General features: G+C 43.7%; 17 protein-coding genes. 11 read left to right on the forward strand and 6 right to left on the reverse strand.

Annotated features, from left to right (window positions below):
* Nucleotides 1–5: 5 nt before the first annotated feature.
* From HBAL_RS16070 to HBAL_RS16080, 3 genes are all read right to left on the reverse strand, one after another.
* Nucleotides 6–3,104, reverse strand: coding sequence for an efflux RND transporter permease subunit (locus HBAL_RS16070; RefSeq protein ID WP_012778249.1), 3,099 nt, complete (start codon nucleotides 3,102–3,104; stop codon nucleotides 6–8).
* Nucleotides 3,105–3,107: 3 nt separating this feature from the next.
* Nucleotides 3,108–4,211 carry an efflux RND transporter periplasmic adaptor subunit gene (locus HBAL_RS16075; RefSeq protein WP_012778250.1) on the reverse strand — a complete coding sequence of 368 codons (1,104 nt, stop codon included), beginning with the start codon at nucleotides 4,209–4,211 and terminating at the stop codon, nucleotides 3,108–3,110.
* Between the two features lie 567 nt (nucleotides 4,212–4,778).
* Nucleotides 4,779–5,672, reverse strand: coding sequence for an ROK family protein (locus HBAL_RS16080; RefSeq protein ID WP_012778251.1), 894 nt, complete (start codon nucleotides 5,670–5,672; stop codon nucleotides 4,779–4,781).
* A gap of 116 nt (nucleotides 5,673–5,788) precedes the next feature.
* On the opposite strand from HBAL_RS16080, the gene HBAL_RS16085 reads away from it, so the two are divergent.
* Nucleotides 5,789–7,051 (forward strand): MFS transporter, encoded by a 1,263-nt coding sequence (locus tag HBAL_RS16085; RefSeq protein ID WP_012778252.1) that lies wholly within the window; start codon nucleotides 5,789–5,791, stop codon nucleotides 7,049–7,051.
* Entirely contained in the window at nucleotides 7,048–8,124 is a 1,077-nt protein-coding gene (locus tag HBAL_RS16090) for a glycoside hydrolase family protein (protein WP_012778253.1), read from the forward strand. Before HBAL_RS16085 ends, HBAL_RS16090 begins: the two co-directional genes overlap by 4 nt.
* Before the next feature lie 13 nt (nucleotides 8,125–8,137).
* Here the strand turns inward: HBAL_RS16090 and HBAL_RS16095 are convergent, their stop codons facing one another.
* Complete coding sequence (locus HBAL_RS16095) at nucleotides 8,138–9,163, reverse strand: LacI family DNA-binding transcriptional regulator (protein ID WP_012778254.1); 1,026 nt, start codon at nucleotides 9,161–9,163, stop codon at nucleotides 8,138–8,140.
* A gap of 177 nt (nucleotides 9,164–9,340) precedes the next feature.
* On the opposite strand from HBAL_RS16095, the gene HBAL_RS16100 reads away from it, so the two are divergent.
* Nucleotides 9,341–10,864, forward strand: a complete 1,524-nt coding sequence (locus tag HBAL_RS16100; RefSeq protein WP_012778255.1) for a tryptophan halogenase family protein — start codon at nucleotides 9,341–9,343, stop codon at nucleotides 10,862–10,864.
* 127 nt (nucleotides 10,865–10,991) lie between these two features.
* Here the strand turns inward: HBAL_RS16100 and HBAL_RS16105 are convergent, their stop codons facing one another.
* Entirely contained in the window at nucleotides 10,992–13,478 is a 2,487-nt protein-coding gene (locus HBAL_RS16105; protein ID WP_012778256.1) for a TonB-dependent receptor domain-containing protein, read from the reverse strand.
* A 444-nt stretch (nucleotides 13,479–13,922) separates the two neighbouring features.
* Between HBAL_RS16105 and HBAL_RS16110 the strand changes: the two genes are divergently transcribed.
* The 8 genes from HBAL_RS16110 to HBAL_RS16145 all read left to right on the forward strand — a co-directional run bounded on the left by HBAL_RS16110 (nucleotide 13,923) and on the right by HBAL_RS16145 (nucleotide 21,408).
* The gene (locus HBAL_RS16110) at nucleotides 13,923–14,567 is read left to right on the forward strand and encodes a hypothetical protein (protein WP_012778257.1); all 645 of its coding nucleotides are present in this window, start codon (nucleotides 13,923–13,925) and stop codon (nucleotides 14,565–14,567) included.
* A 60-nt stretch (nucleotides 14,568–14,627) separates the two neighbouring features.
* Nucleotides 14,628–15,623, forward strand: coding sequence for a glycosyltransferase (locus tag HBAL_RS16115; RefSeq protein ID WP_012778258.1), 996 nt, complete (start codon nucleotides 14,628–14,630; stop codon nucleotides 15,621–15,623).
* A gap of 2 nt (nucleotides 15,624–15,625) precedes the next feature.
* Nucleotides 15,626–16,066, forward strand: a complete 441-nt coding sequence (locus HBAL_RS16120) for a GtrA family protein (protein WP_012778259.1) — start codon at nucleotides 15,626–15,628, stop codon at nucleotides 16,064–16,066.
* Between the two features lie 141 nt (nucleotides 16,067–16,207).
* The gene (locus HBAL_RS16125; RefSeq protein WP_012778260.1) at nucleotides 16,208–17,161 is read left to right on the forward strand and encodes a UDP-glucuronic acid decarboxylase family protein; all 954 of its coding nucleotides are present in this window, start codon (nucleotides 16,208–16,210) and stop codon (nucleotides 17,159–17,161) included.
* Nucleotides 17,162–17,241: 80 nt separating this feature from the next.
* A complete protein-coding gene (locus HBAL_RS16130; RefSeq protein WP_012778261.1) occupies nucleotides 17,242–17,961 on the forward strand; it encodes a glycosyltransferase family 2 protein in 720 nt (239 codons plus the stop codon).
* A gap of 3 nt (nucleotides 17,962–17,964) precedes the next feature.
* Nucleotides 17,965–18,573, forward strand: coding sequence for a phosphatidylinositol-specific phospholipase C/glycerophosphodiester phosphodiesterase family protein (locus HBAL_RS16135; RefSeq protein ID WP_012778262.1), 609 nt, complete (start codon nucleotides 17,965–17,967; stop codon nucleotides 18,571–18,573).
* On the forward strand, nucleotides 18,566–20,665 hold the full coding sequence (locus HBAL_RS16140) for a nucleoside/nucleotide kinase family protein (RefSeq protein ID WP_012778263.1): 2,100 nt from the start codon (nucleotides 18,566–18,568) through the stop codon (nucleotides 20,663–20,665). Before HBAL_RS16135 ends, HBAL_RS16140 begins: the two co-directional genes overlap by 8 nt.
* The gene (locus HBAL_RS16145; protein WP_012778264.1) at nucleotides 20,662–21,408 is read left to right on the forward strand and encodes an HAD family hydrolase; all 747 of its coding nucleotides are present in this window, start codon (nucleotides 20,662–20,664) and stop codon (nucleotides 21,406–21,408) included. Before HBAL_RS16140 ends, HBAL_RS16145 begins: the two co-directional genes overlap by 4 nt.
* A gap of 36 nt (nucleotides 21,409–21,444) precedes the next feature.
* On the opposite strand, the gene HBAL_RS16530 is transcribed toward HBAL_RS16145, so the two are convergent.
* The gene (locus HBAL_RS16530; RefSeq protein WP_012778265.1) at nucleotides 21,445–22,260 is read right to left on the reverse strand and encodes a class I SAM-dependent methyltransferase; all 816 of its coding nucleotides are present in this window, start codon (nucleotides 22,258–22,260) and stop codon (nucleotides 21,445–21,447) included.
* Between the last annotated feature and the right edge of the window lie 2 nt (nucleotides 22,261–22,262).

Consider the following 22,262-nt stretch of genomic DNA (forward strand, 5'->3'; position numbering starts at 1 on the left):
CTTGATTAAGCCGTTTCTTGGGCCAGTTTTTTCGTTACTTCATTTGGTGAGCCTGAGCCTCGTGAAATGAGGGCGTAGGCTGTTGGAACAAACAAGACTGTAATTAGCGCGGCAGCAACCACACCAAATAGAATAACAACGCCGATTGCCATGCGTGTTTCAGCTCCGGCTCCGCTGGAGAGGAGGAGAGGCACAGAACCGGCCGCAGTTGTCAGGCTTGTCATAATGATTGGTCTAAAACGAGCAAGGGCTGCTTCTTTGAGTGCGACATCAAATGTCTTGCCTTCATCGCGGAGCTGGTTGGCAAATTCAACGATAAGAATACCGTTTTTGGCAGCAAGTCCGATAAGCATGATCAAGCCGATTTGCGTATAGATGTTTAATGTATTTCCTGTGAGCCATAGGCCCAATAACCCACCAGCAATTGTACCGGGGACACACAGCATAATAACAATTGGGTGACGATAGCTTTCAAATTGTGCAGCTAGAACAAGGAAGACAACAAGCAAACCTATACCAAACACGAACATAATCGAGTTGCCTGAAGTCTGATAATCAAGGGATTGTCCTTTAAAATCAATTGTGGTTTCAGAAGGTAAGACGTCGCGTGCGATTTTCTGCATTTCACCAAGTACAGTTCCCAGCGAAGCGCCTGGTAGAAGGTCGGCTTCTATGGTGATGGACCGTACTTTGTTATAACGGTTCAAACTCGGGCTGTCGGCGAGAGCGGTGATGGTGACAAGATTCGACAAGGGAATTAACTGACCAGAACGTTGCGAACGTACATATATATTTTGCACGTCATTTGGCGTGTTTTGTTCTGACCTTAAACCTTCAAGAATAACATCGTATTCTTCACCATTATCAACATAAGTCGTGACGCGGCGCGAACCCAGCATTGTCTGCATGGTCGAGCCGATTTCATCAACAGTCACACCGAGGTCAGCAGCACGATTATAATCAATAAGAACGCGGTATTGGGGTTGGGTCTCTTTATAGTCCCAATCGATATCAGCGAGGCCCGGATTGTTTTCTTCTAGGGCTTGAACAAATGTGTCCCGCCATTTGGTTAGGTCCTCATAAGAAGGGCCACCCAGAACAAATTGTACAGGCTTACCTGTCCCTCCACCAAGGCCACCGCGCATACGCGCAAAAACACTTACATCTGGAAGGTCTGAGAGTTTTTTGTTGATTTCACTCATGATTTCTTGAGCCGGGCGGCGCGCTGACCAATCGTCTAGAACAATGATTGCAAACCCCTGATGAAAGGTGTTTGCTCCAAATCCGGGAGCACGCAATAAGAGACGTTGAATTTCTCCGGTCTCTGTATAGGGCAGTAGGCGGCGTTCGATTTCATCTATATATTTAGATGTTTGTGCAAATGACGCGCCTTGAGGCCCTCTCACTGAGATGAAGAAGGCTCCGCGATCTTCGCTTGGAACGTACTCATTATCAATGTTTTGAAAGAGCAGCCATGCGCTGGCGGTCATCCCTATAAGAGCTAATCCAACAAGAATAGGTCGAAAGATCAAACGATCTAAAATCCAACCATAACCAGAGCGAAGAACTTTGAAAACAGAATCTACCATGCGGGGTAGGACTGAAAATACACCTGTGCTCTTTTCTTTTTTCAAAAGCTTGGAGGCGAGCATGGGAGTAAGTGTTAGTGCTAGAAGACTAGAGAATGCCACTGCCGCAGCCATGGTGAGGGCAAACTCGGTAAATAATCGTCCTAGATCGCCTTCAAGGAATGTTATGGGAACAAACACAGCGATCAGAACAAGTGTTGTGGCAATAACGGCAAAACCGACCTGACGCGTTCCAAAGAATGAAGCGACAAGCGGCGTTTCGTCTTCTTCTTCAATCCGACGCGAGATGTTTTCCAACACCACAATGGCATCATCAACCACAAGCCCAATAGCGAGCACGAGTGCGAGCAGAGTGAGTAGGTTCACAGAAAAACCGAACAAATATAAGAAGGTGAAAGTGGCTATAATTGAAACTGGAACTGTTACGGCTGGAATAATAGTGGCTCGGATACTGCCAAGGAATAGAAAGATAACCAGTGTCACCAAACCAACGGATATAGCGAGCGTTTTATAAACTTCTGCAATGGACGCGGAAATGAAAACCGATGTGTCATAGGTTTGCGCAATTGCCATGCCTTCTGGAAGGGTGGGATTGAGTTTGGCCGCGAGGTCGCGTGCGGCCTTGGCAACATCAACTGTATTGGCTGTGGATTGCTTGATAATGCCCACACCAATCATTGGTACGCCATTACCTCGGAATAATGTGCGGTCTTCTGTTGTGCCTTTTTCTACACGGGCAACATCGCCTAGGCGGATGAGGGAGCCATCTTCACCACTGGCCAATACCAATGTCGCAAATTCTTCAGGTGTACGGAAAGTACGATCTATTCGAAGCGTGTATGTGCGTGTTGATGATTCCAAGCTGCCCGCTGGCGATTCAATGTTTTCGCTTCGTAAAGCACTTTCGATGTCTGATACTGTTAATTCCCGTGCTGCTAACTCACGACGATCAATCCAGACACGGAGTGCATAATTTCTAGCACCACCGGTTCTAACTCGCGCCACGCCATCCAACGCGGAGAATTTATCAATGAGATAGCGATCTGCATAATCAGACAGTTCTGGTGACGTCATAGAGTCACTGCTCAGATTGAGCCATAAAATGACATCATTATTCCCGTCTTCTTTGGATATTTCAGGAGGTTCGGCATCATCTGGGATATTGTTCAAAACACCAGAAATCCTGTCACGAATATCATTGGCAGCTGCATCAATATCCTGATCAACACTAAATTCGATACTGATATTGGATTGGCCATCGCGGGAGGTGGAGTTAATAAAGCGGATGCCTTCCACACCGGAGATTCTGTCTTCCAGAATTTGCGTAATACGTGTTTCAACAATACTTGCTGAAGCTCCCGGATAGCTTGTTTCAATTGAGACAACAGGCGCATCTATGTCTGGATATTCACGCAAGGCGAGACGATCAAAAGATACGATTCCAAAGACAACAAGAATGAGAGAAATAACCGAGGCAAAAACGGGTTTTTTTACCGAGACATCCGAGAGGATCATGATTTATTTTCCTGCTGGAGAGGAGCCGCTGGCAGCCAAACGCGTATTTTCTTCGAAGACTTCAGGCATGATTGATGATGGATCTGTAATGCTTACTTCACTGCCTTCTCTCACCCGCATAATCCCTTCGGTGATCACGACATCTCCAGTTTCAACGCCTGATATGATTTCAACATATTTGCTTTGACGCGCGCCCAATTGGACCTGTTTGCGAGTCGCGATTTTCTTGCCGTTGATATCATTGATGACGTAGACAAATGTATCTGGTCCTACAGATTGCACGGCTTCTTCGGGAATAGAGGGGCTGTTGCGCGGCGTCGTTTTTAACGTGACCTGCATAAACATACCTGATTTTAAAACCTGGTCTGGGTTGGGTAATATCGCCCGCACTTTGATGGATCTTGTGATTGGATCAATAGCATTATCTATTGTCGCAATCATTCCGTTAAACGTTTCGCCAGGTAAATCAGATGTGTAAGCTGAGATGGGCGTGCCTTGTTTTAGGGATCGTAAGAAAGTGGATGGGACAGCGAATTCTAATTTCATTTCGCTGTCATCAATCAGTGTCGCCACAACATCTCCGGCGCGCACATATGTTCCCACACTCACCATGCGAAAGCCCAACACACCATCAAAAGGTGCAACGAGGACGCGGTCTTTCTGACGCGATTGAACTGCTCGCAATTGTGCGCTGGCATTATCTCTGTCACGGCGCGCTTGATCGACTTCAGACTGTGCGATTGCGTTTTCTTTACTCAAACGCATTACCCGATCGAGTTGGGTTGTTGCTTCATCAAGTGTTGCTTCTGCTGCTTCGACAAGAGCAACCTGTTCACGTTGAGCAAGAGAGAGCAGTGTCTTGCCTTCTTCTATGCGTTGTCCGTCGTCAAAAAATATAGCCGTTACGCGATCAGCGACGTTTAAAGTGAGGTCAACTTTTTCATTTGGCTCTAAAGTGCCTAAAGCTTCGATATTGAGTGAAAATTCACGTGACTGAACATTTTCAACAAACACACTTGGGGGTGCATTCGAGCCTCGTTGCGCGTATGCTGGAGGCGTGAATACGCCCAGAGTTAGAAAGAAGATTGTCCAGTATATTTTCAACATCTCGTGTCCAAATAAGGTCTGAGCTAATATTTCTAAGCCAATGCTTTGTATAAAAAGACATTTGCAATTGTCTATTTTAGCTCAAATGTCTGTCGGAAAAATTTAAAATCGCCCGACAACGATAGCGCCCAAGGTGAGACTAATCATCATATATCTATCAGCATTACAGACCACTCACATTATCGTGTTTTATGAGAGTGGGGCCATAGCATGTATTTAAGTAAAACTGTAATATAAATAGTTAGTTATACGTCCACTAAATATGTTTTAGTATAAAATCAATTGCGAAACGGCATCACTTTTTTGTGAGAGTTTGGTAGCGGACAATGTCTTGGTGGTCATAAATCTCTCTGCATTTTAAGTCAAAAAAACCTCGACGCTATAGATGTGAAGTTTGATTGCATTCAAAAGCCGTTCCAATGATAAACTATAATTGTTTCCTAAAACGGCTGGTATTAGAATGATAATCACAATTGGAAGATCAGTATAAACCCCCGCTTTAATAGGCCAATTATGGTAAACTTGTTCTGGTTTTTTCTTTGAGCTGAAAAGCAATGGCTTGGCATTTTATTCCAATTGTATGGCTATAGCACCGAGCATGCCTGCATTATCACCTAATAAAGGTGTACGAATGAGGTGTGAAGCTTGGGGAACGTTGCCGCGCAAATAATCGCCAAGGAGTGCTTCATATTGCTTTTGAATTTTGGGTAAGAATTGAGCAGCCAACATTAAACCACCCCCAAGAACAATGCGCTCTGGGCGGAAAGTTAGCGTTAGATTGAGACATATCTGAGCAAGATAGTAAGCTTCAATATCCCAACCTTTATGATTTGTAGGAAGCTCTTTCGCAGATCCGTAGCGTTCCTCGAAAGCGGGAGCACATGCAAGGCCTTCGAGGCAATCATTATGGAAGCGGCAATAGCCTTTATAGTCTTGATCATCGATGTGGCGTTGAACTCGGATATGCCCCATTTCTGGGTGAAGGGGACTTCCCATGAATATACCATCTTGGACTAATCCAACACCAATACCTGTGCCGATCGTTACATAGGCAGCGCGGCGACAATTTTGCGCTGCTCCCCACCATAGCTCAGCAGCAATTGCAGAATTTACATCAGTGTTGACTATAGTTTTCAGGCCGAGTTTTTCTTCAAACTCTTTCTTCAGGTTCACATTGCTCCAATAAGGTTTGGGTGTGTTGAGGATGGAGCCATAAGTGTCGCTCGCCTCATCAATATCCAAAGGACCAAAGGCAGCAATACCTAAACCTTCAAATTCAAGGTCATGCATTTGCTGCATGTCTTTGAAAAAGCCAACACATGATCGTATGGTTTCTTCTGGCTGAGTTGTTGGGAAACGCTGCGAGTAAAGGATCTGAGCGTCAGCTGTCGCAATAACGCATTTGAAAGTCGTGCCGCCTGCATCAATTCCAGCGTATATTTTATTATTTGAATTCGACATTTTGAGAGCCCCTTATCCGGTTGTTCCAGCTATCATAGCTCAAAATACAATCGTTTGTAAAGATATATTGCAATCGTTTGTATTTTGGTGTAGCGTAAAGTTAGCGGGAGATAAAAATGTTAAATAACAACACACAAGATAAGTCAGCATCCCATACGTTAATATCAGCTTTGACCTATGCGATGTTCTTCATGTTTGCCATGACGACAGATGCTGTAGGCGAAATCATAAAAATCGCTAAAGATGATATGGGGCTCACAAACACACAGGCTAGCGCATTTCACTGGTCAACTATGATAGCGATTGCTCTGAGCGGCGTCGGACTCGGCTTTGTTGCGGATCGGATTGGCCGTAAAAATGCTATCCTAATAGGACTGGGCGTATATGCTTTTGCTAGCGCTATGTTTATGATGGGGGAGTCCTTTTATCTCTATTTTGCCCTTCTCTTTGTATCTGGCTTAGCAATCGGGCTGTTTAAAACAGCAGCACTTGCTTTAATTGGTGATATCGCGTCTTCGACGGAACATCACACTGCTAAGATGAACGCTGTTGAGGGTTTTTTCGGTGTTGGAGCAATCATCGGACCGATGTTGGTCGTGGCGCTTACATCAGCAGGATTATCATGGACATGGCTATATTTAATCGCTGCGGGATTGTGTGTTGTCATGATGCTTGCAGCATTGTTCACCAAATACCCAGACTATGAAATTGCAGATAAAAATAAAGCTACCCTGGGTCACACACTCTCTCTTTTGAAAAACAAATATGCGCTTGGATTCTCTTTTGGAATTGCAATGTATGTGGCCGCGGAAGTTGCGATATTTGTGTGGTTGCCGACATTTTTGGTTGGGTTTGAAGGTAGTAAGCCGGCTATGTGGTTTGCGGCCTATGCGGTCATGATTTTCTTTGTACTTCGCGCCGCAGGTCGTTTTTTAGGGGCGTGGATTCTGCAGCATTTTGACTGGAAACCAGTAATACTTTGTTTTTCAGCTATAATTTTTGGATGTTTTCTAGGTAGTGCAATAATCGGCAAAAATGCTGCTGTTTATCTCCTGCCATTGTCGGGTTTGTTTATGTCTATGATTTACCCAACTTTGAATTCCAAAGGCATTAGCTGCTTTCCCAAAACAGACCATGGTGCAGTTGCCGGTTTGATATTGTTCTTTACCGCTGCTTCTGCCGCTATTGGCCCGATCTTGATGGCTTTTGTTAGTGATCGATTCGGTGGAGGAGACATGCGAATTGGGTTCCTACTTGCGACTGGTTTTACAGGCGTTTTATTCCTGCTTGCTCTATATAATTGGAAGTATCACCCAGCCGAACGCGCGCTCTCCGAAGCAAATGAAACAGAGTATGGCATAGAAGGAGTGGCGACATGAATGCACAATTAAAAGATATTACGACGCCACCTGCTGCGATGACCTTTGAAAATGGGATTAAACATCCAGATTTGTGGCTATGGGATTCATGGACTTGCCAGATAGGTAAGCAGTTGAATCTATATTGTCTTGCTATGCCAAGAATAGATGTTCGCGGTGAAGCTATTTTGCCAGAACACCGCAATAATCACCGTTTTCATGTGCGTCGCTTTGCAAGTGACGATAATGGCGCAACTTGGACAGATTTAGGCGCGGTACAGACACCGTCTCAGCTTGAAGATAGAAGTGATTCAAGAAATGTTTGGAGTGGTTCTGTGACTCAGCTGTGTGATGGCCGTGTCTTATATGGCTTCACAGGTATAATGGAATGTGAGGATGGTCGTCCTTTCATTCAGTCAATATGTGTTGGAAGTGCTGATTCAATTGATGATGAGATCAATATTCAGAGCACATCTATATCCTCATCTCTTTTTCAATATGATGAGATTATCGCTGCCGGATATTATTTAGGACCTAAGCAAACTTTGGGCGATGGACTAGGAGAAGAGGGCGGACCAATTTTGGCTTGGCGCGACCCTTTTGCCATTCAAGATGCTGCAGGCGTTATTCATCTATATTGGTCAGCAAAAGTTGGCCCTGACCGTCCAGCGATTGCGCGCGCAACTTTAGAAGAGCGCGACAATGGTTTTCAGGTCAAAACACTATTCCCACCTGTGTGCCTGCCGGATTCTGAATTGGTCACGCAGGCAGAAGTACCTAAAGTATATCCGTTAGGTGATACCGGTAGTTATCTTCTGGTTATCTCAGCGTGTGACAGCAGGTATGAGGGCCAACCAGTTGATGAAATAACAAAGGTGCAACGCTTTTATATATCAGAGGATTTAAACGGCCCGTGGAGATCATATTCAACTGACGGCAGTTTGGTTCCGGGGTGTGAGTTTTTGTTCGGTGGTAGTGTCACACAATATAATGCAGATAGGCATTCGGTGAATTTTATTGCGCCTTACACAGAAATGGCAAATGACGATGTTCAGCTTTCTTTTGGGCCGATTATCGAAATACCACTGAGATAATCTGGTTGGTGGACTATTTTAGTCCACCACATGATTCTCTGACGATAAGTTTTGTGGGCGTCACAGCGGATTCAACTTTTTCTCCTGCGACCTTTTTCAGCAATAGGTCCACAAGTAACTCACCACCTAAGCTAATGTTTTGATTGATGGTGGTGAGAGAAGGGGTTAGGATTTTAGCTTGTCCAATATCATCATAGCCAACGACAGACACATCATCTGGTACGGACAAATTACAAGCTCTTAAAGCATGAATGGCGGCAATTGCCAGCACATCTGATGCTGCAAAGATAGCATCAAAATTGGCTCCGCCTTTATGAAAACTAATAAGTTTTTCAAATGCTGTAAGCCCAGAAAAGTCCAATTCTAAGATTAATTCAGGGGCATGTTCCATACCTTTTTGCGAATGGGCTTTGACAAGCCCTTGATACCTTAATTCCACCTCTGGCAAACTACGGTCTCCTAGAAATAGGATGCGTTTGCGGCCAAGATTTAGGAGGTGTTCTGCCGCTGTGCGGCCGCCTTCAATATTGTCACTACCAACCAATGTGTATGTTTGGTTTTCGGTTGATCCACCCCAGACGACTATATTTTTGGCTTCATTGCCAAGGTTCTTAAGGCGTTCATCGCGTCCCGCTTGACCAATGATGATCAATCCATCGGCTCGCCCAGTTTGCAATAAGCGCTGCTCGGAGACTTTCGTTTCTTCTTGAGGAACGCTAACGATAAGATCAAAGCCGCGCTTTGAAGCAGCGTGAGATACTGCCCCCACCATTTCGAGGAAAAACGGATCGGAAATGGTTTGCCCAGATTCAGGAGAAAGCGGGATGACTATCCCGATCGCGCGACTAGATTGTTTTCTGAGGTTGCGCGCTGATGCATTGACAACATAGCCAATTTCATCCGCTATTTTTAGAATACGTTCTCGCGTGTTTTCTTTAACGACCGAGCTACCATTTAGTGCGCGAGATACGGTTGAAATATCAACCTCGGCCATCTTTGCAAGATCTACCATAGTTGCGCGTTTTCCAGTTTTTGGCATTCTTGCAGGCTCCAATATGGGCTGTTTTGACTAAATTTAAAATGGCAAAATCCAGTCAAATAACTAGACTCAACTCAATTGGCTCACATTACTGACTGAATAGGGGTGCGCAATGACTGTTGCCGAGGTTTAACAAATACCATACCTTTTTATCAATGCAAACGATTGGATAGAGCTATGAACCAAGACAATAATTCTCATCATATTGTCATCGTGGGTGGGGGCACAGCGGGGTGGCTTTCGGCTGCGTTTCTATCGAGCCAGTTAAAGAATCGCTTTCAAAAAAATGTAAACATTACATTGGTTGAAGCGTCCGATATTGCAACAATAGGCGTGGGTGAGGCGACTATTCCTTCACTGAGGCAAACCCTGAATGCATGTGGCATAGACGAGCGCGAATTTCTAAAAGCGTGCGATGCGACTTTTAAGCATGGTATTGAGTTTATCCAATGGCGTGAAACGCCGGCCAAAGCGCCTGCGGAAAGTTACTTTCATCCTTTTGGTGAGCTTGTGTCAGTTGAGGGCCATAACCCTGCTCATCAATGGTCTAAACTTGGAAAGGATCAGAGAGAGGATTTCGCTGATCTGTTTTCGGTTCAGCCGGAAATTGCAAAATTAGGCAGAGCACCTAAGCATTCCAACGATCGCGCTTATGATGGGGCGTTGGCTTATGCATACCATCTTGATGCAGGAAAGTTGGTTGAGTTTTTAAAAGCAAAATTTAGAGACGTGAGCGTCGCACAAATAATTGGGAAAGTTGTAGGTGCCTCATCCTCTGAAAACGGCAATTTTTCGTCAGTGCAGCTTGATGATGGACGAAGCATTGAAGGCGATTTCTTTATTGATTGTACTGGTTTTGCGGCGCGCCTTATAAATGCTGATCAAGAGAATGAGTTTATCGATAAATCATCAATCTTGTTCGTCAATCGGGCTGTGACAACGCGTATTCCGGTCGAGGATAAACGCGACATTACTGGATATACCAAATGCACTGCGCAAACAGCTGGTTGGATATGGGATATCGCCTTGCAAACTCGGCGCGGTATAGGACACGTCTTTAGTACGCGGCATATGAATGATGAAGATGCGGTCCAATGTTTAGCAAACTACACGGGCAAGCCTATAGAAGACCTAGATGTGCGGTTTCTTGATATGAAGACTGGGTATCACGCACGCCAATGGCGAAAAAATTGTGTGGCTGTGGGTTTATCGAGCGGTTTTTTAGAACCTCTTGAATCCACAGGTATTTATCTGATTGAAATGGCCAATTGGGCGCTTCTTGATATGTTGCCGCGTTTCTTTTCGGGGGCGCAACCGCAAGAGCGCTATAATGAAGCCATGAGACTTCACTATGAAAACATCGTCGATTTTTTAAAGCTGCACTATTGTTTGTCCAATCGTGATGACAGTGATTTTTGGACGGAAAATAGGGGGCCGCAAACAGTCCCTGAAACACTTAAACAAAAGCTGCATCAATGGCAAAACAGTGTGCCTAGCGTGTATGATTTTGATCGCCGGATTCAGTGTTTTTCAGAAAACAATTATCAGTTTGTTTTGTATGGAATGGGGTGGTCAGGACATGATTGCGTTCAGCCATTAAACAATGACATTCAACAAATGCTTGATGCTCTTGCCGTGCGAAGAGAGCGATTGCGCCAATTTGTTTTAAGGGACACGCAGGCTAATCTAGATTTTTACTAGAGGTCTCTTCTTCCAAACTTTTTTCAATTCATATTGCGAAAAAAAATACCCCAATCACAAGCGTGATTGGGGTTGAGTAAATTCCGGACCCTGGGGACAATTGAAGAGGACCCGGGAGGGAAAAGCCTTAGAATGTATAACGCAGGCTTGCAGATGCCGTTCTGCCCTGAATTGAACGTCCGATTGTTGTATCAAGCAGCCCGTCACCATTTGTATCCCAACCATCACGTCCATCATTTGCGGATTCCGTGATACCTGCTTCGTCAGTGAGGTTGTTGATGTTTATGCCAAGCTCTAGTGAGTCTGTTAGGCTGAACGCTGCATTCAAGTTGAATACGGAGTAGCCATCTTGTGTGAGCGTGTTTGAGTCATTTGCATAACTGTCTGTTGTTCCAACCCAGCTTGCGCCAATGCGGAAACGGTCGAATGAGTAGCTTGGACTAATCGCCCAGATAACATCAGCCTGACGTTGAGGTTTGTTACCTGTTAGAGCTGTGTCAGCCACGAGTGACCCGTCATTTGCAATGTTAGAGGCTGATGTAATCTCTGCATCAGTGTATGTCATCGTTGCAAATAGGTCGAAGTTTCCAACATTGTAGCGACCTTCAAGTTCAAGACCCATCGCTTCATATTCACGCACACGGCCTGATGGAGGTGTGATTGTGAGGTTGGATTCTTCAGTTTCTGAGAAGAATACAGTTGCATAAAGGTCTGCGCTACCTGATGCGATGTTTAGATCTTGCCATTTTGTACCAATTTCATATTGGTCGACTACATCAACATATGCATCATCGCCGCCATCGTTGAGTGCGCCGCCTGCATCACGCACACCAAAGTCTAGTGCGCGGTCAAAGTTGAATGATGCACCGCTAGAAGCGCGACCAAATACGGATACATTATCAGTGATGAGGTAGTTTGCACCAACAGACCAAGCTGTGTGATCCACTTCAAGGTTTGCAATTGCGCCTACTGTGCCGTTGTTAAGTGAAACAGATGCTTCTGAGCCTGTGATGACACCATCATTATTGACGTCAAAGTCGCCACCAGCGGCCTCTGTCCGGATACCATTTTGTTTCATGTTATCCATACGCACACTTGCATCAAATGTCAGTGGGCCAGTTGCGTAGTTGATACCAATGAATGGTGAGCTAACTTCTGCTTCAAGGTCGTAATTTCTGTTAGATCCATCCCAGCCAAATGCTTGGTTCACGCCGTGGATACCGTTCACGGAACCTGGTGTTGAAATCAGAACGGCGTCATTTTCTGTTGTCGTGCGGATTTCGCTCCAGTGCCAGTCTTGTTTGAATGATTGGCTCATGAAGAAGTGACCAAGAACAACATCTAAAGTGCCGCCATTGAAGTCTATCGTTTTTGTCAAACGCATGTCGTTTGCAAAATTGTTTAAGTCTTCTAGGTCAACATTGAAGATTGCAACGTTTGATACGACACCGTTTGGCAGGTTTGCTGCTGTCACAGCTTCGCCAGCGTTAGGTCCATTATAGTATGTTGAGCCCGGAATATCTTCGGCAAGTGTGACGCCGTTTGAGAAGCCACCAAGGAATTCACCGGAGATAATTTGGTATCTGGCTTTGTTGTCGAATGTGAAACCGTCGCCCAGATCAAAGTTTGCGTGTGCTGCAATCGATTTTACTTCGTGGTTCAAACCGTCAGCAAGATCGTAATTGTCTAAATTGCCTTGACCATCAACACCTTGTCCAAAGCGTGTGTAGTTTGAATAAATTGAATGATCAGCTGCATCGAAGCTGCCTAGGCTTGTGCCAACCGTTCCATTGCCGTTGCCATCGTCTGTACGAGATACGAGCTGCGGGAAGTAGGCTGCATCTGATTTCTTCAACCATTTACCAGTTACAGTAATCTTACCGTTGTCGAATAGTTTTGTCAGTGAAGTGCGAAGCTGGCCACCGGAAATTGCATCATAACCTGAATCGCGGAAGTCTCCACCTTGCTGGAAGTGTCCGCCAATGTGGTAATACATGTCATCTGAGATGTCGCCGCCATATTCCGCATCTATACGGAAATCATCATGGTCTAGACCGTAGTTTAGAGCGATGCTTCCGCCTGCAATTTCACCTGTTTTACCGATGAAGTTTACAATACCACCTGCACCATTGGTTGTGAGTGTGGACGCTGTACCACCACGAACAGATTCAACGCGCGCCAGTGTGCCATCTACTTTGAAGAAACCATCAGCAGGAGCGAAGTTGCTGTCACCAAACAACAGGACAGGAAGTCCATCTTCTTGGAAAGAAAGGTATTTTGCACCACCTGTTGAAATAGGGATACCGCGAACGTTGATGTTTGAGTTACCACCACCTGAAGAGCTTTCAGTACGAATACCAGGGAGCTGTCTTAGAACTTCAGCTGTGTTGCGAGGAACAGCGCCTTGTACTTCATCAAGATCTAGAGAGCTGACAGAAATACTTGAGTCGATTTTGTTTTGACCAGCGGAGCTAAAAGTACCTGTCACGACGATTGTGTCTAGGCGAGCCCTATCTTCAGTGGCTGCTTCAGCGTTGTCTTGAGCGTGTGCTGCCATTGGAGCGGCAAATGCTAGCGTTGCAACTGACGCAAATAAGTAGTGTCTAGATCTCATAATTTTGACTCCCCGTCATGATTATATTCGAGCAACGAATGTTACTTCTCTAATTCTTGCGATCCTACATACGCACAAATACAAACGTTTGCAATACAAAATACAAACGTTTGTATTTGGTGTTGCAAAAATGAAACATGTTATTGTGAGGCGTGGGGACGGGAAAAGTTATGTCAAAGGGAGTTTGGCGGGGCAGCTTTAACAGGGAGGGGGAGAACGTCCCAAAGATGAAGGCGCGCTTATAAGTGCTCACTTTCTAGCCTGCTGAATTGCAGCTAAAAACCATTTGGCACATGATCTGATTTTTAGGGCGCAGACTATGATCTCATAAGATAGATTATGTGCAATTTAACAAGTATATCAGTTGGATATTGTCTTTAATTGAAAACCTGTTAACACAAATTTCTTCCTGAGTTGTACATAGAAAAATGTTGGAGTTCCATTATGGATTTTAAAGCTGATCTCAGGAAATGGACTGACATCGCTGTTATATGTCTGGCAATGTTAGTTGTCTTTTTCGTGGTCAACATAATTCACTTCAGGTTTTTTGAAGTCAGCGTCATTTTATATTCTTGTATTGTAGACATTATCATTGCGGCTGTAATTGTCGTTCCAATAGCCTATTGGTATTATCAAAATAAACGCCAAACACTTAATTCTATAGAATTTTCCATGGCTTTTCTGTTGGCAAGTTCGGCGTTAACTTTATACGCTGTTATGGGACCAACAGTTATTGACCGTTCGCTGTCTATCTACATTGTTGAGAAATTAAACCAACGCGGTGGCGACGTGGCTTTTGATGCGTTCGAAGATATATTTGTAAAAGAATACATGCCCGAATATAGCTTGGTAGATGTCCGGTTAACAGAGCAATTTGCGTCTGGAACAGTACGGCGTGATGGTGAGTGTGTTGTTCTGACGGAGCGCGGTAAATCACTGGCTAATTTTATGAATGGCTACAGGCGTCTTCTTCTTCCGCGCAAACGGAATTTAATGGGAGAGATTACGGATCGCCTCACCCGCCCATTTGATAATACTGAACAGGTTGTCGATGTGAGTTGCAACCGCGCCACAAAGTCCGCTGAATAAAGCTGCGATAGAGCATCTTTTGATCGTTTAATCATCTATATTTTCAAGAGAGTTATTTGAATGCAGAAGCCACAAAAATTCTTTATCGTCACACCTGTACTGGATGATTGGGAATCTCTTGATAAACTGATTGAAGATATTAGTGCACAGCCTGAGCTTGCGCCGCACGATATTCGGATTCTGGCCGTGGATGATGGATCCAGTGCCTATGAGCGGCCAAACCCTGAACGTTTAGTTGGTCCCATTAAGGAAATCGTTGTTGCTCACCTTAGAGCAAACCAAAGCCATCAACGGGCGATCGCCTTAGGCATGGCGTATGTCAAAGAACATTATAGTGAATTTAGCGTTTTGGTTATGGATAGTGATGGTGAAGACCGTCCCGAAGAAGTCGCACAACTTGTTGAGCGCGCTGCGGATAAACCAAATTCTATTATCGTTGCTCGTAGACGCAAACGTTCAGAAGGGACGCAATTTAGAGCGGGGTATTGGGTTTATAAGCTCTTGTTTTCTTTGTTGACTGGGAAAGATATCTCGTTTGGGAATTTTTCATTCATTCCGCAGTCGAAAATTGATAATGTCATTTATAATTCAAACATCTGGAATAATTTTGCCGCGACAATTTTGAGAAGTCGCGTCCCCATCGAGTTTGTCGAAACAGATCGTGGAACGCGGTATTTTGGGGAATCGCGTATGAATGTGACATCATTGATGGTGCATGGTCTCAGTGCCATTGCTGTTTTCAGTGATATTGTTATTAGCCGTCTTATCATAGCTTTGACGGGTATGTTTGTTCTATTTTCTTTTGGAATATTGGCAGTAATCGCAGCTAAGTTTGCAGTCGATTATTACAATATCCCAGGTCTATTTCTGCCTGGTTATGCGACGAATATTATTCTCGCCCTCGTCAACATTTTAGTCAGCTCACTATTTATCGGATTGTTGATGATACTGAACCTTCTAACAACGAGAAGTCAGGCAACAGCATTACCAAGTCAGCTGATGGTTGAGCTTATTGGCAAAGTTGAAACAATTACGCTTAGTGAAAAAGCAAATTAGACGTGAGTGATATTCTTGAAAAACTTCCATTGGAAAAGTTTGGGCTGAATGCAGACCAAGCGAAGAAATTGATTCGCTTTGTTCTTGTTGGAGGGGTGAATACACTCCTCTATTTAGGCTTAGCAATAGGGTTTCATGAATTTGGTTTGTCGCTGGATTTATCACATGCTTTGGCTTTATTCCTAAGCTTGGTGACGTCCTATCTTGGGCATAAAATATTTACATTTGAAGTTAAGGGTCAGCACAAAAAATCTGGTTTCCGATTTGTCATCGCAACAATACTAATAATGCTGACTCAATACGGCTTGATTGTATTGCTTAAACAGACTCATTTAGCTGCAAATCTTATTCTGTTGGCGAGTTCAGCTTACTACCCAATATCCAGTTTTATAATACATAATTGCTGGACGTTTCGATTGAAGACGTCGCCCCAATCACCATAAAATTCTTATAGATAGAATTGGGCAGGACTTAAACTTGTTGAATACACGATGTTATTTGAAGAGACAGCATTGATCTGATTTAAGGTTACTGTATAGGGTTTAACAAGTTCACGGTATTTAGATGTCACTGGTGGGAATAATATGCAGTATGCTAGAAAACGAGTTCTAGTGAGTGGGGGTGCAGGTTTTCTTGGTTCACACTTAATAGATAGACTTCTAGAACGTGGTGATGAAGTTATCTGTCTGGACAATTTGTTTACAGGTGACAAACGCAATATAGAACATTTATTCGGCAATCCTCGTTTTGAATTTATTCGGCACGATGTCTGTTTCCCGATCTATCTTGAGGTCGATGAAATCTACAATTTGGCGTGTCCTGCCTCCCCTATTCATTATCAACACGATCCGGTGCAAACCACGAAGACATCCGTGCATGGTGCGATTAATATGCTGGGTCTTGCAAAGCGGATTGGTGCTAAGATTTTTCAAGCATCTACAAGTGAGGTATATGGCGATCCAAATGTTCATCCGCAAAAAGAAGAATATTGGGGCAATGTGAACCCTATCGGTATCCGGTCATGCTATGATGAAGGAAAGCGTTGCGCTGAAACTTTGTTTTTCGACTATCACCGTCAACATGGTTTAGAAATTAAGGTCGCACGTATTTTCAATACATATGGTCCTCGCATGAATCCAGAAGATGGCCGCGTTGTTTCCAACTTCATTATGCAAGCGCTTAAAGGCGAGGACATTACTTTATATGGTGATGGACTTCAGACACGCTCTTTTTGTTATCGTGATGACCTTGTTGAAGCGTTTCTGAGAATTATGGACACGCCCAAAGAGGTTTCTGGGCCAATCAATATTGGTAATCCGGGTGAGTTTACGATTAAACAGCTTGCCGAATTGGTTGTGAAACTTACAAATTCATCTTCTAAATTGATATATCTTCCATTGCCTCAAGATGATCCTATGCAGCGCCAGCCTGATATTTCTAAGGCTAAATCTCTTTTGGACTGGGAACCTAAAGTCAAATTAGAGGATGGATTAATCAGTACGATTTCCTACTTTGATGAGCTTTTAAAAAGCAGTTGATCGCAGCGCTCGAGGATATGGATAGCAAGTCAAATCTATATTCCTGAAATTTAAATAACGTAAAAAGCTGAGGAACCACGATGCAACTTTCTTTGGTTATTCCTTGCTATAATGAAGGTGAAGGCTTACCGAAATTGGTAAGCCGTTGTCAGGAAGTTATAGAAAAAATTGATGGTGAAATTATTCTCGTGAATAATGGGTCCACAGATAATACATCTGAGCTTCTTCAAACCCTGACATCTGAAACTCCCCGTATTCGCATTGTTGATGTGGAGGTGAACCAAGGCTACGGGTTTGGTATATTATCAGGTCTTCAGGCTGCCAAAGGTGACATTATTGGATGGACGCATGCAGATATGCAAACAGATCCAATGGATGTGATTGAGGGGCTAAAGTTATTTGAAAAAGACGATCATCCTGAACAGCTTTTTGTAAAAGGGCGTCGATATGGCCGGCCATTGTCCGATCGTGTCTTTACGATGGGAATGAGTGTTTTCGAAATATTGTTACTTGGCCATTTCCTGTCAGATGTGAATGCTCAACCGACTTTATTTTCTCGAAAATTCTGGGATACATTGTCTAATCCTCCACATGATTTTTCGATTGATTTGTTCGCTTATGCGAGTGCAAAAAAACAAAAATTGCGCGTGCGTAAGTTCCCCGTCAATTTTGCTGTTCGTGAACATGGTGAGTCCAGTTGGAACATCAATTGGGCGGGAAAATATAAGTTTATTAAAAGAACACTAGATTATAGCTTTCGTCTGAGGCAATCATTTTCAAACAATTCGAGTAAGAGTTGATTTATGTTTAAGCATCTGATTGCACACAGAAAAAATACGATTTTAGACCTAAACAATACCCCAAAAAAATACGGGATTGAGGTGGATATTCGTAGCCGTGGTGAAGATTTGATTATTCATCATGATGCTTTTGTGGATGGAGAAAATTTCGAACACTGGATACAGAACTATAATCACGGGACACTGATTTTAAATGTGAAAGAAGAAGGGCTAGAACAACGCTTATTGTCGATTATGCAAACTCAAAAAATCGATGATTTCTTTTTTTTAGATCAATCTTTTCCATTCCTTGTCAGAACATCCAACTTGGGAGAAAGTCGATGTGCTGTAAGGGTATCCGAATTTGAAAACATAGCGACAGCTATAACTTTAGCAGGAAAAATCGATTGGGTTTGGGTCGATTGCTTTACACGTTTCCCTCTAAACAAAGCTGAATACGATACGCTCATCGCCAACAAATTTAAGCTTTGCCTTGTTTCACCTGAATTACAGGGAAGAGATGCAGATTCTGGCATTTCTGCAATGGCTCAATTGCTTAGAGAATTTGATATGACGATGGATGCTGTTTGCACGAAGCGGCCAGATTTATGGGAAGCCGAGCTTAATGATTAAACAGTTTAAAGCCTTTGGTACATCATTATACGAAACCACTCCCTTTTTTACGGTCGGCCTCCTTTTACGTTTGCTTCTGATATTCGTGATTTTTCCGTGGGATCATGAATTCTGGTTTATTCCATTTCTAACTTCCCTACCACATTCAGAAAGCATAGATTTTTGGAATAGTTTTATAGCCGACGGGGGATCAGTTCGAGCATTCCCTTATGGCCAAGTGTATTCCGTTGTATTCGCACCACTGACACTGATCGGGTTTTCTGTTGGGGGTGAATATGGAGCGCAAATAGGCTTAGGACTGACAGTCCTTTTATTGGATATATTGCTTCTAAGAGCGATAAAAGAACTTCTTCCCGAAAAACTGAGAGAGAAAGTCACGCTCGTTTTTTGGCTTGCGCCCATTACATTATATATTGGCTATTGGCATGGTCAGCTTGATGTACTTCCGACTCTTCTATTAATGCTCAGTCTGGTTGCTTTGCATAGAAGCAGGCTATTTTGGTCCGCAGCATTATTGGCTGTCGCTGTTGTTGCTAAGTTGAGCATGATTGTCGCTGCGCCATTTATTATTATTTATATATATGGATCGCCAAAATATAACGCAGCAACCTTCAAATATATCTACTCTCTGACAGGGCTTGTTGCATTGCTTTTAGGGCCCCTCATCCTGCTACCAGGGTTTCGCACCATGGTGTTGGGGACACCGGAACTTCAGAAAAGTGTCGCGCTTTCCATCGCCTATGGTGCAGGCTTAACACTTTATATCTTGCCAATGGTTTATGCAGGTTTGCTTTTATTGGCGTGGAGGATCAGACCTATTTCCTTTAGCGGACTTATGTGTCTGATTGGCATTGTTTTCTTGACATTGTACTTATTGACACCGGCTTCACCAGGTTGGGCCATGTGGTTTGTTCCATTCATGGCGATGCATGTCGTGCGGTCCGGGAAAAGAGCGCTTTCTTTATTTATCGCTGTCAATGTAAGCTTTGTATTGTTGCATGTTCTAATGTCGACAGGAGCTAGAGTTCTGGTCGGATCTAAGTGGGATTTTTCCAATACAAATCAGATCCTTGATAGTTTTGCTTTAGGGCAACCTACAAGTTGGATATTTTCACTATTTACAGTATGTTTGGCCGCGCTTGGGCTGCAAATGCTGAGGGAGCGTATCTTTACCGACAATTTTCACCTCGCCTCTCGTAAATCTCTAGTCATAGGAATTGCCGGCGATAGCGGCGCAGGCAAAGATACGTTAAGTGACCTTGTTGCGGATATGTTTGGCCGTTCAGCAACATGTGCCATCTCGGGTGATGATTATCACTCTTGGGACCGTCATAAGCCGATGTGGAGAGCGCTGACTCATCTTCATCCAAAAGCGAATGATTTAGAACGTTTCACGAATGATGCTTTGGAGCTGAGTCAGGGACGATCTATACGGTCACGTCATTATGACCATGCGGACGGTCGAATGACCAAACCACGCGAACTTAAAGCGAAAAATGTTGTACTTGTGTCCGGTTTGCATGCGCTTTATCCGCCTAAATTGAAAGAAAGATGCGATTTAAAAATTTTCCTCGATATGCATGAGGGACTGCGCCGTTATCTGAAAATTAGAAGAGATGTTGCTGTTAGAGGGCACCCTCTTCCCAAAGTCATTTCTTCCATTGAAACACGATATCCAGACAGCCGATTATATATTCAACCACAAAAGCATGCCGCGGATATCACAATCTCTTTAGAGCCGCTGCGCGCATCTGATGTTGAAGATTTTGAACGTCCTCCTGAAGATGTGCCATTGAGGTTGAGAATCAAATCAAAACAGGGCGATGACTTGCGTGATTTGGAGACGTTGCTTGTGTCCGTTTGTGGCTTGAATGTACTTGAGCAAACAAAAGACAATGGTGAAATTGAAGTTGTGATTGAAGGTACTCCATCTGCCAATGATATTGCTATCGTGGCAGACAAATTGTTTCCGACGATGAAGGAGTATCTAGCGCTAGAGCCAAAATGGCATGCTGATCAGCATGGCTTGTTGCAACTTGTTGTGCTGGATCAAATTAATCGGGTGCGTGCAGCAGCCGGAGGGATTTTATGAATATCTTAAATGAAGCTATTTTGGATGAAGAGCCTGCTTGTGTTCTGTTGGATCTAGACAATACTTTTTATGCTTATGATGATGCTCATGCTGCAGGTACGGAAGCGGCGCGTGAATTTGCTGAGACGCAACTCAAAATAAGCCGAGCGAATTTTGATCGTTGTTTTGAAGATGCTAGAGACGAGATTAAGCAACGCCTTGGTAAAGCTGCCTCTTCTCATCATCGATTGCTTTATTTCCAACGGACAATAGAAAAAGCCGGTCTTGCAACACAATCATTTGCAGCATTGCAAATGGAGCAGGCGTATTGGGGAGCCTTTCTAAATGCAGCTTCTTTGTTTCCAGAAGCATTAGAATTTTTAGATGATTTGCGGATTGCAGGCATACCAACAGTCATTGTTACAGATCTAACGGCGCAAATTCAGCATCGTAAAATTCTCTTTTTTGGAATCAATAAATTCGTAGATTGGATGGTGACATCTGAAGAAGCTGGTGCGGACAAGCCCGACAAAGCAATCTTTCACCTAGCACTAGCCAAAATAGGAGGGGTTGAAGGTGCTGTATGGATGATTGGAGATAGCCCTGACAAAGATATAGCAGGCGCTAAAAATGCGTTGAAGGGTTGTTTCACAATTCAGAAGCTACATGAGGGCATTCAAGAAGGTCTTGAAGGGGATGAAAAACCTGACGCGAATTTTAAAAAATTCTCTGAACTACGCGGTCTAATTGCACGATTTCGATAAAAGGCGCTCAAATTGAGCACCTTTTATCGTTTAAATTCAAGATGATATCGGTTCTTTTTTCAAAACGACAGAACGCCCCATTGCGAAAATTCCCGGCATTAGGGCAATGAGGATTTTATCTGTAAATCCTATAAATTTCAGCATGAAACGGGGTAATTTAGGAACGGGTGTTTTTGCAATGACGCCACCTGAGAGTGGGAAAAGCAGACATTCATTCAGCTCGTTTTTTTCAATTTTATATCCAGGTACTTTCTTTTCAAATTCCGCACTAGATTTGAATAAAAGCTCAGGTATTGCGCAATTGGCTGACCACGGATCATCAGGGTCATTCGTCACTTCATTTTCATCGAAAACGTCGATATCATATGACCAACCTTCGTGGCGCATCATTTTCAATAAAACGCGCATTGTGAGTGCGGTATTCAGGTCTTGGATAATAATTCGACCTTCCGGTTTCAAGATTTTATGTACGAGATGGAAGAAAGTCACAGGCTTAGCCATATGGTGAACCATGTGACTACAAATGATAACATCCACCGAATTGGGTTCAAATGGTGGGTTCATAGCATCTGCTATTTTATCAACCCATTCATTCTGGTTGACGTCTGTCAGTGTAAGATTGCCTTTTTTGACATATAAAGGAGAAAAACCCGCACCGCACCCAAATTCGACAACTAGATCACCTTCATTGATGTGTTCATTCATCCACGAAAAACGTTGATCCAGTAAGACATCTAAATTCGTGAAACGTTCTGTGAGAAAGCGTTCGCGTGCCTCAACGAGATTCCCTTCACTATTCATTCGATTTTCGTCATGTGCTGGTACGTATGGAGCACCCAATAATATTGGCATTG

The sequence above is a fragment of the Hirschia baltica ATCC 49814 genome, from assembly GCF_000023785.1.
Classification (GTDB): domain Bacteria; phylum Pseudomonadota; class Alphaproteobacteria; order Caulobacterales; family Hyphomonadaceae; genus Hirschia; species Hirschia baltica.

Coding starts and splice junctions, on each gene's coding strand:
- HBAL_RS16070 (WP_012778249.1), bottom strand. CDS start 3,104: ATGATCCTCTCGGATGTCTCGGTAAAAAAACCCGTTTTTGCCTCGGTT.
- HBAL_RS16075 (WP_012778250.1), bottom strand. CDS start 4,211: ATGTTGAAAATATACTGGACAATCTTCTTTCTAACTCTGGGCGTATTC.
- HBAL_RS16080 (WP_012778251.1), bottom strand. CDS start 5,672: ATGTCGAATTCAAATAATAAAATATACGCTGGAATTGATGCAGGCGGC.
- HBAL_RS16085 (WP_012778252.1), top strand. CDS start 5,789: ATGTTAAATAACAACACACAAGATAAGTCAGCATCCCATACGTTAATA.
- HBAL_RS16090 (WP_012778253.1), top strand. CDS start 7,048: ATGAATGCACAATTAAAAGATATTACGACGCCACCTGCTGCGATGACC.
- HBAL_RS16095 (WP_012778254.1), bottom strand. CDS start 9,163: ATGCCAAAAACTGGAAAACGCGCAACTATGGTAGATCTTGCAAAGATG.
- HBAL_RS16100 (WP_012778255.1), top strand. CDS start 9,341: ATGAACCAAGACAATAATTCTCATCATATTGTCATCGTGGGTGGGGGC.
- HBAL_RS16105 (WP_012778256.1), bottom strand. CDS start 13,478: ATGAGATCTAGACACTACTTATTTGCGTCAGTTGCAACGCTAGCATTT.
- HBAL_RS16110 (WP_012778257.1), top strand. CDS start 13,923: ATGGATTTTAAAGCTGATCTCAGGAAATGGACTGACATCGCTGTTATA.
- HBAL_RS16115 (WP_012778258.1), top strand. CDS start 14,628: ATGCAGAAGCCACAAAAATTCTTTATCGTCACACCTGTACTGGATGAT.
- HBAL_RS16125 (WP_012778260.1), top strand. CDS start 16,208: ATGCAGTATGCTAGAAAACGAGTTCTAGTGAGTGGGGGTGCAGGTTTT.
- HBAL_RS16130 (WP_012778261.1), top strand. CDS start 17,242: ATGCAACTTTCTTTGGTTATTCCTTGCTATAATGAAGGTGAAGGCTTA.
- HBAL_RS16135 (WP_012778262.1), top strand. CDS start 17,965: ATGTTTAAGCATCTGATTGCACACAGAAAAAATACGATTTTAGACCTA.
- HBAL_RS16140 (WP_012778263.1), top strand. CDS start 18,566: ATGATTAAACAGTTTAAAGCCTTTGGTACATCATTATACGAAACCACT.
- HBAL_RS16145 (WP_012778264.1), top strand. CDS start 20,662: ATGAATATCTTAAATGAAGCTATTTTGGATGAAGAGCCTGCTTGTGTT.
- HBAL_RS16530 (WP_012778265.1), bottom strand. CDS start 22,260: ATGCCAATATTATTGGGTGCTCCATACGTACCAGCACATGACGAAAAT.